Origin of the sequence: Methylocella silvestris BL2 (genome assembly GCF_000021745.1) — a bacterium.
GTDB lineage: Bacteria > Pseudomonadota > Alphaproteobacteria > Rhizobiales > Beijerinckiaceae > Methylocapsa > Methylocapsa silvestris.
Genome location: NC_011666.1, coordinates 3,892,491 through 3,907,246, shown reverse-complemented (window position 1 = coordinate 3,907,246; position 14,756 = coordinate 3,892,491). Strand labels below are relative to the sequence as shown.

The window sequence follows — 14,756 nt, the reverse complement described above, 5'->3', positions numbered from 1 at the left end:
ACGCCACAATCAGGCCGACGCATGGCGATGGCGGCGCGCCCCTTTTCATGCCCTCGCCCGAGGGTGGCGGCTGCCGCGTTAACGATGTTTTCAGTCGCTTTCGAGCTTCGGTTTGAATCCATCGGATGTGGATGTAAAGTAAGACTTAATTAACTTTACGCCTGCGTTGCGCTGCTCGACCGCCGCTAGACCTTAAACGCCCTCGTGAATGTCTTAGAAGAGGAACCAGATGGCGCGCTCTCCCAAAATCCACGATCCGGCTGCGGAGGCGCTTCTTGCCATCGAAGAAGCGCTGAACCTGCGCGGCGGCGATCCCTTTGGAGCTTCGGAGGAGCCCTCGGTCGATGCGGCTGCGGAGGCAAGCCACAGCGAAAAGCCAGCCCTTCGCGGCAATGGGCCGCGCATGCCTTCAACCAGCGAAGACCCGCTGCTGCCCTCGCCGGGATCGAGCTTTGCTGCGGCCGTCGCCGAAGCCTCCTCCGGCCAGATCCGGCGCAGCGCATCGCCCGCCAATGACGACCGCCATTCGGCCGGCGAGATGCTGCGCAAGCTTCAGGCGCGGCCGAGCCGGACCCCGACCATCGTCGCCGCGATCGCGTCGCTCGCCTGGGTCGCGCTGACTCTCGGCTATCTGCTGGCCCACCGCGAGGCGCTGTTTGCCGGCCCGGAGGGCTCGACCCTTCCGGTCGGCGCGCTTTATTTCCTGACAATTGCCGGACCGGTCGTGTTCTTCTTCATCACCGCGATGATGATCCGACGCGCCCAGGAGATGCGGGTCACCGCCCGCTCTATGACCGAAGTCGCGCTGCGGCTCGCGTCGCCGGAGACGGCGGCGACCGAACAGATGGTGACGCTGTCGCAGGCGATCCGGCGCGAGGTCGCCTCGATGGGCGACGGCATCGAACGGGCGCTGGCCCGCGCCGGCGAGCTCGAGACGCTGGTGCGGTCCGAAGTCTCCAATCTGGAACGCTCCTATTCCGATAATGAGCGGCGCGTTCGCGCCCTGATTGACGAGCTCGCGGCGGAGCGGGACTCCGTGCTCGCCAACGCCGACCGCGTCCGCGGGGCGATTTCCCAGACCCATGAGGCCGTCTCGCGCGATATCGAGACGGTCTCGACGCGGTTTTCCGAGCGCGTCGGCGCGGCGGCGGCCGAAGTCGGTGCGTCGCTGAACGCCAAGGGCGAGGAGATCACAAATGCGCTCAGCCGCGGCCGCGACGATCTGATCGAGAGCCTCTCCAACCACGGCAACGACCTCGTCGGCCGGCTGACCCAGCGCGGCGAGGCGGCGACCGCCGATCTTGCGCAGGCGAGCGCCAGCGTCGCGCAGACGCTCGACCAGCGCCTCGCCGAGATCAACGCCCGGCTGAGAGACGCTCAGGAAGCGCTCGCCGCCGATCTTGGCGCGCGGGGAGATTCCCTCTCCCAGCGGCTCGCCGTCGTCGGCGCGGGCATTGCCGACACCGTGTCCTCGCGCGGCGACAGCCTCGCAGCGCGGCTTGAGGAAACAAGCGGGCGCCTGCATGAGGTGGTGGCGGTTCAGGGCGGCGCGCTCGGCGACCACCTCGCGGAAGCCGGCGAACGCTTCAGCCGAATGATCGCGGAACGCGTCAGCTCCGCGCGCGAGACGCTCGACCAGTCGGGCCAATCCCTGGTCGCGCTGTTCGAAGCGGGCGGCGGCCGCCTGCAGTCGGAATTCGACCGCAACGGCGGCGACTTGCAGCGAAATCTTCTAACGGTCGCCGAATCGACCGCTGCGACCCTGTCAGCGCATACCGAGAGCCTGCGCGGAAGCCTCGCCCATTCGGTCGAGGAAACGGTCAGGCGTCTCGACGATCACGCCAACCGCGTCCATACGCATCTGTCATTGACTGCCGATGACGCCATCGCCGCTTTTGCCGGCCGCAGCGAGCAGCTGAGCGAGCAGCTCGCCTCGACGCTCGAAAGCACGCTTGGCGCGCTCAACGATCATTCGGCGTTCATGAGCGAACGGCTGGATTCTGCCGCCGAACAGGCGGCGACGGATTTCGCCGGCCGCTCCGAAGCGCTGCATGAAAGGCTGACCGCGACGATCGACGACACGCTCGGCGCACTCGCCGAACGCTCCGAACAAGTGGCCGCCGGACTAGACGCCTCCTCGCGCCGCTCGGCCGCCCTGTTCGGCGATCAGACCGAAGGATTGCAGCAGCGGCTTTCGGAAACGCTGGACACGCTGCATACGCGGCTGGCGGCGACGGTCGAGGAAACCCTCGGCGCGCTCGCGGACCGCTCCGGGCTGGTCGCCGAAGAGCTCGACGCGTCCTCGCGCCGCTCCGCCGCCCTGCTCGGCGATCATGCGGAGAGCCTGCAGCATCAGATCGGCGCGACGCTCGAAGCGCTGGACCGCCATGCCCAGGATCTCGGGGGACGGCTCGGCGCGTTGAGCGAGCATTCGCTCGACGCTTTCGTCAGTCAGACCGAATCTTTGCACGAACGTCTCAACGCCGCGATCAACGCCCTCGACGATCATTCGAATTCGATCAGCCGCCGCCTCGCCGCCAGCGCGCAGGAATCGGCCGGCGCACTCGCCGCCCAAACGCAGACGCTGCAGGAGCGCCTCGCCGCCGCCGTCGACACGGCCAGCGAACGGTCGGACGAAATTGCCCGCCGCATCGCCGACAGCACGCGCGACCAGACCGAAACCCTCGCCAGCCGGACCGATGAGTTGCATGCGCAGCTCGGCGCGACCATTGACGCGGTCGACGCGCATCTGGAGGAGATCAGCCGCCGCCTGGCCGTGGTTTCGGAAAGCTCCGTCGGCGCCCTCGCCGAACAGACAGCGGCTTTGCAGGACCGGCTCAGCGCGGTTGCAAGGACGGTCAACGAACACGCCGGCGAGATCAGCCGCCGACTGGCTTCGAGCGCGCGCGACTCGGTCGGAACCCTGGCCGAGCGCACGCAGGCGCTGGAGCAGCGCATCGAGGCCGCGCTGAGCCTCCTCAACGAAAAATCGGACGCCATCGGCGAACGGCTCGCCTCGACTGCGGAACAGTCGGCTGACGCCGTCGCCGGCCAATCCGAGGCGCTGCGCGAGCGGCTCGGCGCCGCCATCGCCGCTTTGACGGCGCATAATGAAGAGATCGCCCGTCGCGTCGAGGCCGCTGCGCAGCAATCGGCCGGCGCGCTTGCCGGCCAGGCGGATTCGCTGCAGGAGCGCCTTGGCGCCGTCGTCGCCGCGATCGACGAGCATTCCGACGCCATCGCGGGGCGCCTCGCGGCCACCGCGGATCTGTCGGCGGGCGCGCTCGCCGAACGGACGGACGCGCTGCACGAAAGACTCGGCGCCGTGGTCGGCGCGCTCGACGAGCATTCCATCGAGATGAGCGAGCGCCTCGAGGCGACCGCGCATTATTCCATCGGCGCCTTCGCCGAACACAGCGAAGCGCTGCATCAGCGCCTCAACGACACGCTCGCCGAGACGCTCGGCGCCCTGACGCAGCATACGGAATCGATGAGCGGCCGCCTCGAATCGACGGCGCAGTTCACGGTCAACGCCTTCAGCGGCCACGCCCAAAGCGTGCATGAACGGCTCGAGGCGACGCTGTCCGAGGCGCTCGCCAGCCTCACCGCACATACCGACGACGTCAGCACGCGCCTGTCCGAGACCGCCCGCCAGTCGGCCGACGCGCTGACCTCTCCGGTCGAAGCGTTGCGCGAGAGGCTTGCAGGAGCCGTCGCGGCGACGCTCGGCGCGCTGAGCGACCACGCCGCCGAAATCAGCGAGAAGCTCGCAGCGACCGCCGCCAATTCCGCCGGCGCGCTGACGAGCCAGACCGACGCCCTGCGCGCGACGCTCAGCGAATCGCTGGCGGCGCTCGACGCCCACCTCGCCGAGATCGGCGCGCGGCTAACGTCGAGCGCGGATATTTCCGCGAACGCCCTGGGCGCCCGCACCGAGGCGCTCAGCGAGCGGCTCGCCCTCGCTGTCGGCGAGACGCTCGGCTCCCTGACAAAGCATGCGGATGATGTAAATCAACGCCTTAACGCGACTGTCGGCGAGACGCTGCTCACCCTCGGCGCCCAGACCGACCGCGTCAACGAACGCCTTGAGGCGACGACGCAGCGCTCGCTCGGAGCCCTCGCTAGCCACACCGAGTCGTTGCAGACAAGGCTGGCTTCGACGCTTGGCGAGACGCTCGGCGCGCTGTCCGGCTATTCGGATGAGATGCAGGATCGTCTGCAAGGGATCGGCAGCCAGTCGCTCGCCGCCTTCGCCGACCATACGTCGGGCCTCGAGGAGCGCCTGACGCTGATGTTGGGCGAAGCCTTCAACACGCTGACGATCCAGGCGAGCCAGTTGACCGAGAACCTCTCGGCGCGCAGCCAGGAGGCCGTGCAGGCTTTCGCCGGCGAGACCCAGGCGCTGCAGGAAAGCTTCGACGCCACGGCGCAGCAGGCCGCGGCCGCCATCGGCTACCATGCAGGCGACCTCAACGACCGCTTCACGGAAACGGCCTCGCAGGCGATCGACGCGATTGCCGTCCATAGCGAGCGCATCAATGAGGCGCTGTCCTCGCGCCTCGCGATGTTCGAGGAGACGTTCCTTGGTCATGGCGGCGCGGTGGCCTCGAATCTGAGCGACCAGACCGAGCGCTTCACGGCGACGCTGTCCGACCGTCTTGGCGCGATCGAGAACACGCTGACTGTGCGCGGCGGCGATCTCAACGAACGGCTGGCCCGGCGCGCCGGCGAAACGGCGCGGGCGCTCGAAGGACAGATCGGCGACTTCGAAAATCGGACCGCAGCGCGGGCGCAAGAAATCGGACAGACGCTGCAGGCGCTGACCGAACGCTTCGACGCCGGCTTCGAATCGCGCGCCACGGCGCTCGACGCCGCCCTGAGCGCGCGCGCCGGCGAACTCGCCCGGATGCTGGGCGAAGGCAGCGACAATGTGATCCGCGCCCTCGACGGCAAGGCGAGGGAGATCCAGGCTACGCTCGCCTCCAGCGCCGCCGCTCTGGCGCAAAGCCTGGCGGATCGCGCAGCGGAGATCGACGCGACCTTCGCGGCGCAGGCGCGTTCAATCGCGACGGCGCTCGATACGCGCGTGTCGGAATTTGAAACGCTGATCGCAGGCCGGCTCGACCTCACCGCGAGCGAGCTCGAATCACGCGGCCGCGCTGTGGCTGAAGCGATCGCGGCCCGCACGAGCGAAATCGGCGATACGCTCGGGCAGCATGCAAGCGACATCAATGCGGCGCTCGACCGCGAGCACGGGCACGTCGCCGCCTCGCTGTCGGGACGGGCGGCCGAAATCCGCGATCTGCTCACGCAGGCGACCGAGGATCTCGACGCGACCCTTGCCGGCCGCGCCGGCGAGATCGGCGACGCGCTCGGCGTGCGCGTCAATGAGATCAGCCTGGCTCTGGCCGATCGGCTCTCCGATATCGAGGGCGCGCTCGGCGGACGCGGCGAAGCTCTGCATCAGGGTCTGCTCGAAAGCGCCGAGAGCCTGCGCGACCTGTTCGACCGGCGCGGCTTCGATCTCGTCGCAGCGCTCTCCGCGCGCGGCGGCGAAATCGCCGAAGAGATGACGAATGTCGGCGATCTTGTGACGCAGACGATCGAAAGCCGCGGCTCGGCCATCGTGCAGCATCTTGGCGCCAAGCAAGAGGAGCTCGCCGAGGCCATCGACCGCTCGGCGGCGCATCTGCGCGACGCTTTCGAGGCCGGCGCCTCCGCATCGCTCGGCGCGCTGATCGACGCCAATGGCAAGCTCGGCGCGGAAATGAATGAAGTGATCGACCGCCTCGTCGCCGGCAGCGCCTCGCTGCAGGAGCAGATCTCGAGCGCAAACCTCAATTTTGCCGGCGTCGAGACGACGCTCGGCCGGCGCATGGATGAATTCCGGACCGTGCTCGCCGCCGTTTCGGGCGAAGTCGCGCGGCTGAACGAAGCCGCCAGCGAAACGGTGCGCGAGGCGGGCGGCCTTGCCGAAACGATCGCGGCGCACCGGGACAGCATCGCTTCTTCCGCAGACGATCTCGTCCGCTCGCAGGACCAACTCGATCAATCCCTCGGCGCGCGCCGCGCCTCGCTCGAAACGCTGATCGGCGCGCTGGATCTGCGCCGTCGCGATTTTGAAACGATGCTGAGCGCCTTCTCGGGATATATGGAGCAGGCCTTCGAAACGGTCGAAGGCCGGGCGCGCGACGTCAGCGCCTTTATGTCCGAGAGCATCGGAGCCGCCGCCAGCGAGGCAGACCAGCAATTGGCCAGCGTCCGCGCCAGTGTCGTCGAGGGCCGCGAACGCGCCGCTGAGGCGATGCGGCTCGCCTGCCTGGAGGCCAACGCCGAAATCGACGGCTTCTTCAGCCAGAGCTCGGAGCGCTTCCAGTCGGCGGTCAGCGACCTGCGCGACATGGCGCGGACCATCCAGGACGAACTCGCGACGACGCGCGAACTCTTGAAGACGAGCGTCGCCGAACTGCCGCAGGAAACGGCGCAGCAGGCCGCGTCGATGCGAAAGATCGTCGCCGACGAAATCAAGGCGCTGAAGGAATTGAGCGACATCGTCACCCGCTCCGGCCGTTCGCTCGACGTCTCGGCGGCGCCTGCGCCAGCCGAACGGCCCAGCGTCGCGCCGGCGCGCCGCCCGTCGCCGCCAGTTCGTCCGGAAGAGCCCGCGCGGGCATCCGAGCCGCCGGCGCCGATCGAGCCGCGCCGCCCGCAAAATCCGGCGCCTACTGAGCGCAGCGGATGGCTCTCGGACCTGCTCGCGCGCGCCTCGACCGAAGAGACCGCGCCCGCGCGCCCTCTGCGTGATCTGCGGCCGAAGGCCCTCGCGCCGGCGCCGATAAGTTCTCCGCCCGCGACCACAACGCAAAACACCAGGCCGCTCGAAGCGATCTCGCTCGACATCGCCGGAATGATCGACCCCGACGCCTTCGCCGAGGCGTGGGATCGCTATCGCCGCGGCGAGCCGCGACCCTTCTTCGAGCAAATCTATGTCGGCCGGGGCCGCCAGACCTTCGATGAGGTGCGCCGGCGCTACCGGCTCAATCCCGAGTTCCGCGCGACGATCGACCGTTATGTGCAGGAATTTGAACGGCTGCTCAACGAACTCGATCGCGACGGCGCCGACGCCGCCATGACGCAGAACTATCTCGCCTCCGAAACCGGCATGGTCTACACCATGCTGGCGCATGCCTCGGGCCGGTTCGGTCAGGGATAAAATCGCGAAACATTGGAGCCGCGGCCGCCGCGGCTCCAATCTCGCCGTGAGGGGCGCCAGCCGGCCTTTAAGCCGGGTTCTGTAAGGCGCCGCGGAGTCCGCGGCGCGCGATGGCCATTCCTCTGGGACGGCCGTTACCGGCCGCCTCGAGCAACCAACCCGGGCGACGATCCAGAGAAGGATCTGGGGCCTGCGCCCCGCGTCGCCCCTATTCGGTTTTGCTCCCGGTGGGGCTTGCCGTGCCGCTCATGTCGCCATGCGCGCGGTGCGCTCTTACCGCACCGTTTCACCCTTACCTCCGGCGCAAGCCGGATGGCGGTCTGTTTTCTGTGGCGCTTTCCCTAGGGTCGCCCCCGCCGGACGTTATCCGGCACCGTTTCTCTGTGGAGCCCGGACTTTCCTCCGCCCTGAGGCGGCGGCCATCCGGCCGACTGGCTCCTTGCGGATAGGCTTGAAGCCGCTTCCCGTCAATGCGCTTCGCTTTTCTGTCGCAGCCGAAGCCCGATGTGCCGAAAAAGGCGCATGACCGTAGCAAATCCTTAATAAAACCGGGTTCTGACTTGACCCTCTCGCCTTCGTCGGGAGATTGGCGCGACGATTCACGCAATGCTAGGATCAGGTATGAAGAACACCCTTCCCTTCGTCGTCGCCGTCGCCGCCTCGATGGCGCTCGCGGGCTGCGGCTACACGCCAGAACAACGGGCGCTCAGCGGCGCCGGCCTTGGCGGCGCGACCGGCGCTGCGATCGGCGGCCTTGCTGGCGGGAATGTCGGTTCCGCGGTGCTTGGCGGCGTGCTTGGAGCCGCGACCGGCGCGATCGTCGGCGCCAATACGCGTCCGCCCAACCCGCCGCCGCCGCCGCCCGGCTATTATCCGCCGCCGCCGCCGCCGCCCCGTTGCGCCCGCGTCGTCTGGGACGCTTATGGCAACCCGTTCTGCCAGGGCTATGCTGGTTACTAAGACTCATTCCGCTCTGCCGATGACGCTTCGCGCTTCGCCCAACCACGGCGAGCGCAAAGGCGGCAAGACGCCGAACTCGCTCATCCTGCATTACACCGGCGTGCCGACGGGCGAGGCCGCGGTCGCGCTGTTGTGCGACCCGGCGAGCGAAGTCTCAGCCCATTACGTCGTCATGCCGGACGGCGAGATCATGCTGCTGGTGCCGGAGGCGCGGCGCGCCTGGCACGCCGGCCGCGGCATCTGGGCCGGCGAGACCGATATGAACGATGTCTCGATCGGCATCGAAATCGCCCATCCGGGCCACAAGAACGGCCGCGCCGCGCATCCCTATCCTGAGGCGCAGATCGCCTCGGTGACAGCGCTTTGCGGCGATATCGTCGAACGCTGGCGAATCGCGCCCGACCGCGTGCTCGCCCATTCAGACATCGCGCCCGACCGCAAAATCGACCCCGGCGAGTTTTTCCCCTGGGATTGGCTCGCCCACGCGGGGATCGGCCATTATGTCGCCCCCTGCCCAATCTCCGCCGGACCTCGCCTCGACCATAATTCACGCGGGGCCGAGGTCGAGGAATTGCAGGCGATGCTCGGCGCCTATGGTTATGGCGCGCCGGTCAGCGGCGCCTATGACGCGCGGACGCAATGTGTCATTCGCGCCTTCCAGCGCCATTTCAGGCCGGCGCTGGTCGATGGGATCGCCGATTTTTCGACGGTCGCAACTTTGCGAAAATTGCTGGCGATGCGGCCGGGCGTCTAACAGGCGGTCTTCGCCGATTTGGCGCGTCGCGCCTATTCCGCCGCGGCCGCCTCCGCGACGCTCGCCGGATCATAGTTGAGGATCGGCGCCAGCCAGCGCTCCATCTCGGCGACGCTCATCCCCTTGCGCAGCGCGTAATCCTCGACCTGATCGCGCTCGATCTTGGCGACGCCGAAATAATGCGCCTGCGGATGCGCGAAATAGAGCCCCGACACAGAGGCGCCCGGCCACATCGCAAAGCTTTCCGTCAGCGAAACGCCAATCCGTTTTTCTGCCGCCAGCAGTTCGAACAGCGTCGCCTTTTCCGTGTGGTCGGGCTGAGCCGGATAGCCGGGCGCGGGACGAATGCCGCGATATTCTTCGCGCAAGCGGTCATCCTCGGAGATCGCCTCGTCCGGCGCATAGGCCCAGAATTCGCGCCGCACGCGCTCGTGCATGCGCTCGGCCAAGGCTTCGGCGATGCGGTCGGCAAGCGCCTTGACGAGGATCGAGCCGTAGTCGTCGTTGGCTTTGGCGAAGCGGTCGGCGATCTTGCCTTCCTGCGCGCCCGCCGTGACGACGAAAGCGCCGATGTAGTCGGGTTTGCCGCCCGCGGGCGCGATAAAATCCGACAGGGCGATGTTGGGTTTTCCGTCGCGGCGCGTCAGCTGTTGCCGCAGAGTATGGAAGGCCGCAAGTTTTTCCGAACGCGATTCACCTGTGTAGAGCGCGATGTCATCGCCCACGGAATTGGCCGGCCAGAAGCCGATCACCGCCTTCGGATCGAGCCAATGCTCCTCGACCATGCGCTTCAGCATCGCCTGCGCGTCGTCAAAGAGGCTGCGCGCCGCCTCGCCCTGTTTGGGATCGTCGAGGATGGCCGGATAGCGGCCGCGCAGCTCCCAGGTCTGAAAGAAGGGCGTCCAGTCGATGTAAGGGATGAGCTCGGCGACGTCATAGCTGCGAAACACGCGCGAGCCGGTAAAGGTCGGACGCGGCGGCGCATAGTCGTCCCAATCGATCTTGAGCGCATTGGCGCGCGCCTTGCCGATCGGCAGGCGCAGCTTTTCCGCTTCGCCGCGGCGATGCGCCGCCGCCACCTTTTCATATTCGGCGCGGAAGGTCTCGGCCGCATCGCGCGCGCTCTCGCCAAGCAGCGACTGCACGACGCCAACTGCGCGGCTGGCGTCATTGACATAGACGGTTTGTCCGCGCGTGTAGTTGGGGTGGATCTTGACCGCCGTATGCACGCGGCTTGTTGTGGCGCCGCCAATCAACAAGGGCAGATCGAAACCCTCGCGCTCCATTTCGGCGGCGACATAGCACATCTCGTCGAGCGAAGGCGTGATAAGGCCGGACAGGCCGATGGCGTCGACTTTTTCCGCCCGCGCAACGCTGAGAATCTTCGCGGCGGGAACCATGACGCCAAGATCGATGATCTCGTAATTGTTGCAGGCAAGCACGACGCCGACGATATTCTTGCCGATATCGTGCACGTCGCCCTTGACCGTCGCCATCAAGATCTTGCCGGCGGTGGAGCGCTCCGAGCCGCCATTCTTGCGCTTCTCCTCGTCCATATAGGGAAGAAGATAGGCGACCGCCTGCTTCATCACGCGAGCCGATTTGACGACCTGCGGCAGGAACATCTTGCCGGCGCCGAAGAGATCGCCGACGACATTCATTCCGGCCATCAGCGGGCCTTCGATCACGTCGAGCGGGCGCTTGGATGCGGCGCGCGCCTCTTCGACGTCGAGCTCGACAAATTCGGTGATGCCATTGACCAACGCATGTTCAAGCCGCTTGATGACCGGCTGCTCGCGCCAGACAAGGTCTCTTTCGGCTTTTTCGACTCCATGGCCGCGAAACCCTTCGGCGATCGCAAGCAGGCGCTCGGTGGCGTCGGGACGCCGGTTGAGCACGACGTCCTCACAGGCCTCGCGCAGCCCCGGCTCGATCTCGGCGTAGACCGCGAGCTGCCCCGCATTGACGATGCCCATATCCATGCCGGCCTGGATGGCGTGGTAGAGAAACACGGCGTGCATGGCCTCGCGCACCGGCTCATTGCCGCGAAACGAGAACGATAGATTGGAGACGCCGCCGGAAATGTGCACGAGCGGGAAGCGCTTGCGAATCTCCCGCGTCGCCTCGATGAAGTCGACGCCGTAATTATTGTGTTCCTCGATGCCCGTCGCGATGGCGAAGATATTCGGATCGAAGATGATGTCTTCGGGCGGAAAGCCAGCCTCCTGCGTCAGGATCTGATAGGCCTTGGCGCAGATCTCGACCTTGCGTTCAAAGGTGTCGGCCTGGCCCTTCTCGTCGAAAGCCATGACGACGACGGCGGCGCCATAGGCGCGCACCGTGCGGGCGTCGGCGATGAATTTTTCGACCCCCTCTTTCATCGAGATCGAATTGACGACCGACTTGCCCTGCACGCATTTCAGCCCGGCCTCGATCACCGAGAATTTCGAGGAATCGATCATCACCGGCACGCGCGCGATGTCCGGCTCGGCGGCGATGAGATTTAGGAATTCGACCATCGCCTTTTCGGAGTCGAGCAAGCCCTCGTCCATATTGACGTCGATGATCTGCGCGCCGGCCGCGACCTGATCGCGCGCAACGTCGAGCGCCGCGGCAAAATCGCCCTGTTTGATCAGCTTCCGGAATTTGGCCGAGCCGGTGACATTGGTGCGCTCGCCGACATTGACGAAGGGAATTTCAGGCGCGAGCACGAAAGGCTCGAGGCCGGACAGGCGCAGCAAGGGCGCGATCTCCGGGATCTCGCGCGGCGCGACCCCCTCGATGCGTTTGGCGATCGCATGGATATGGGCGGGCGTCGTGCCGCAGCAGCCGCCGACGACATTGACTAGCCCCGAGTCGGCGAATTCGCCGACAAGGCTCGCCATATATTCGGGGCTCTCGTCGTAAAGGCCGAATTCGTTCGGAAGACCGGCGTTTGGATAGGCGCAGACGAGCGTATCGGCGATGCGCGAGAGTTCGGCGAGATGGGCGCGCATTTCCCGCGCGCCGAGAGCGCAGTTGAGCCCGATCGTCAAAGGATCGGCGTGGCGCAGGGAATGCCAGAAGGCTGTCGGCGTCTGGCCGGACAGGGTGCGGCCGGAGAGATCGGTGATCGTGCCGGAAATCATGACCGGCGCTTCGACGCCAAGCTTGGCGAAAGCATCGCGCACGCCGGCGAGCGCAGCCTTGGCGTTCAGCGTGTCGAAGATTGTCTCGATGATCAGAAGGTCGGCGCCGCCCTCGATCAGCGCCCGCGCGGCCTCGTCATAGGCGTCGCGCAATTCATCGAAGCTGACGGCGCGAAAGCCCGGATTGTTGACGTCCGGCGAAATCGAGGCCGTGCGGCTCGTCGGACCAAGCGCGCCGGCGACAAAGCGGCGCTTGCCGTCGTGTTTCTCCGCGGCGTCGGCGGCCACCCGGCACAGCCGCGCCGATTCCCGATTAAGCTCGAAGACAAGCTCCTGCATGCCATAGTCGGCCTGCGAGATGCTTGTCGAATTGAAAGTGTTGGTCGCGATGATGTCGGCGCCAGCGTCGATATAGGCGCGATGGATCTGTTCGATCGCCTTCGGCTGGGTCAGGCTCAAGAGATCATTGTTGCCGCGCAGATCGCTCGGCCAATCGGCAAAGCGCTCGCCGCGAAACTGCTCCTCGGTGAATTTATGCTGCTGGATCATCGTCCCCATGGCGCCGTCGAGCACCAGGATTCTTTTCCGCGCAGCGTCAAGGAAGGCGGCTCGGGTTTCTGCTCCGTCAAAGCGATGGGTCATTCAGGCGGCCTCTTTTTGTTCAGGTTTCGGCCGCAGCCCGAGGAGATGGCAAATGGCGTAGACGAGATCGGCGCGATTGTTGGTGTAGAAATGAAAGTCCCGCACGCCGTGATCGACAAGATCGAGCACCTGCTCCGCCGCGACGGTGGCGGCGACGAGCCGCCTTGTCTGAGGATCGTCATCCAATCCCTCGAAGCGGTCGGCGAGCCATTGCGGCACGCTGGCGCCAGCCTTCTTGGCGAAGCCCGCGGTCTGCTTGAAATTTTGCATCGGCATGATGCCCGGCACGATCGGAATATCGACGCCCGCCGCGCGCAGCCGGTCGAGATAGCGCAGATAGATTTCGTTCTCGAAGAAGAACTGGGTGATTGCCCGGCTCGCGCCGGCATCGACCTTCGCGCGCAGGAAGTCGATGTCGGCGTCAAGCGACAGGCTTTCCGGATGGCGCTCCGGATAGGCCGAGACGGAAATCTCGAAATCGCCGATGCGCTTGATGCCGGCGACGAGCGCGCAGGAATTCTTATAGCCCTGCGGATGCGGCTCGAAGGTCGCCCCAAGCCCGTCCGGCGGATCGCCGCGCAAGGCGACGATATGGCGAACGCCGGCGTCCCAATAGCCTTGCACGATGCCGTCGATCTCTTTCATCGAGGCGCCGACGCAGGTGAGGTGCGCGGCGGGCCGCACAACCGCTTCCTTGGCGAGACGCGCGACAGTCTGATGGGTGCGCTCGCGGGTCGATCCGCCGGCGCCATAGGTCACCGACATAAAGCTCGGCCCGAGCGGGGCAAGGCGATTGATCGATTCCCAGAGCAGCGCCTCCATGGCGACCGTCTTCGGCGGGAAAAACTCAAACGAGACGCGGATATCGGGGCAATGCGTGCGGCTCGCGCGCGGCAATTCACAGCTTGGATGTTCGCTCATGCGACTTCTCGCGCGGTCAAAGGAAGTTGATCGGTGATGATTCGTCGGTCTTGTCCGAGCCAGATCGACACGGTGAGCTTGCCGCCCTCGCTGAGGTTGGGGGCGAGATCGCGGCGCAGCGCGACGTCGAGGCCGGACGCCTGCATGAAGCCCGCGATCTCCTCGGCCGCAAAGCCGAGGCGGCGATGCGCATGGGCGGCGCGCAAATGCTCCTCATGATGCGGCGCGAAGTCGACGATGAGGAGACGCCCGCCCGGCCGCAGCGCCCGCGTCGCCTCGCGGATGGCGCGCAGCGGATCGTCAAGATAATGCAGCACCTGATGCATGACGACGAGATCGTAATGGTCGGGCTCGACCGGAAGCGCGTAAATATCGCCCTGCCGCAATTGCGTGTTGCGCAGGCCTGCGCGCTCAAGGCGCGCGCGCGCGACGGCCAGCATCTGCGGCGACTGATCGACGCCGACGGCGCGCGCGGCGAGCGGCGCGAGAAGTTCAAGCATCCGCCCCGTGCCGGCGCCAAGGTCGAGCAGCGCATGGATCGGCGATTTGCCGACGATGTCGACGATCGCCGCCTCGACGCGCTCCTCGGGAAGATGCATCGCGCGCAACTCGTCCCAATTCGCCGCATGGGCTGCAAAATAGCGCGCCGCCTGCTCGGCGCGCGCCTGGCGCACTTCGGCAAGGCGCGCCCGGTCTGCGCCGAGGAGAGGCTCCCCGGGGGCGAGCCTCGCGACGATGTCGCGCGCAAAGCCGGCGGCCGGTCCGTGCTGGCTCATCAGAAAGAACACCCAGGAGCCCTCGCGATGGCGCTCGACGAGGCCGGCTTCGGCGAGCAGGCGAAGATGCCGCGAGACGCGCGGCTGAGACTGGCCGAGAATGGTGACAATTTCGGTGACGGTCAGCTCCGCCTCGGCGAGAAGCGCCAGCAGGCGCAGGCGGGTCGCCTCCCCGGCGGCGGCAAGCGCGTTCAAAACGACGTCGAATGGAGCGTGAAATTGAGTCATGGCGTCCACGTGCGAAGACAGCTACATATATATGCAGATATCTTTATATGTAAAGGCAAAAATACTCGCGCACGTAACAAGAGCGCCCTGCCGCCTTTCTTTTGCCGCCAGTGCGACCTTAAGGTCGCGGCCGC

General features: G+C 66.4%; 6 protein-coding genes and 1 other RNA gene. 3 read left to right on the top strand and 4 right to left on the bottom strand.

The genetic code is table 11. The features are described 5' to 3' along the window. The first annotated feature begins 229 nt into the window (after positions 1-229). Entirely contained in the window at positions 230-7,213 is a 6,984-nt protein-coding gene (locus MSIL_RS18020) for an apolipoprotein A-IV repeat region-like domain-containing protein (RefSeq protein WP_012592506.1), read from the top strand. 52 nt (positions 7,214-7,265) lie between these two features. On the opposite strand, the gene rnpB is transcribed toward MSIL_RS18020, so the two are convergent. Beyond that, positions 7,266-7,648, bottom strand: an RNA gene (gene rnpB, locus MSIL_RS20440) — RNase P RNA component class A. A gap of 186 nt (positions 7,649-7,834) precedes the next feature. On the opposite strand from rnpB, the gene MSIL_RS18015 reads away from it, so the two are divergent. Together MSIL_RS18015 and MSIL_RS18010 are read left to right on the top strand one after the other, a co-directional pair. After that, positions 7,835-8,173 carry a hypothetical protein gene (locus tag MSIL_RS18015; protein WP_012592505.1) on the top strand — a complete coding sequence of 113 codons (339 nt, stop codon included), beginning with the start codon at positions 7,835-7,837 and terminating at the stop codon, positions 8,171-8,173. A gap of 19 nt (positions 8,174-8,192) precedes the next feature. Then, positions 8,193-8,927, top strand: coding sequence for an N-acetylmuramoyl-L-alanine amidase (locus MSIL_RS18010; RefSeq protein ID WP_244406179.1), 735 nt, complete (start codon positions 8,193-8,195; stop codon positions 8,925-8,927). Between the two features lie 32 nt (positions 8,928-8,959). On the opposite strand, the gene metH is transcribed toward MSIL_RS18010, so the two are convergent. Genes metH through MSIL_RS17995 form a run of 3 tightly spaced genes read right to left on the bottom strand, consistent with a single transcriptional unit; the run spans position 8,960 to position 14,622 of the window. Continuing rightward, complete coding sequence (gene metH, locus MSIL_RS18005) at positions 8,960-12,697, bottom strand: methionine synthase (protein ID WP_012592503.1); 3,738 nt, start codon at positions 12,695-12,697, stop codon at positions 8,960-8,962. Continuing rightward, a complete protein-coding gene (gene metF / locus MSIL_RS18000; protein WP_012592502.1) occupies positions 12,698-13,618 on the bottom strand; it encodes a methylenetetrahydrofolate reductase [NAD(P)H] in 921 nt (306 codons plus the stop codon). Then, a complete protein-coding gene (locus MSIL_RS17995; RefSeq protein WP_012592501.1) occupies positions 13,615-14,622 on the bottom strand; it encodes an ArsR family transcriptional regulator in 1,008 nt (335 codons plus the stop codon). The genes metF and MSIL_RS17995 overlap by 4 nt, the downstream gene beginning before the upstream one ends. Positions 14,623-14,756: the final 134 nt, after the last annotated feature.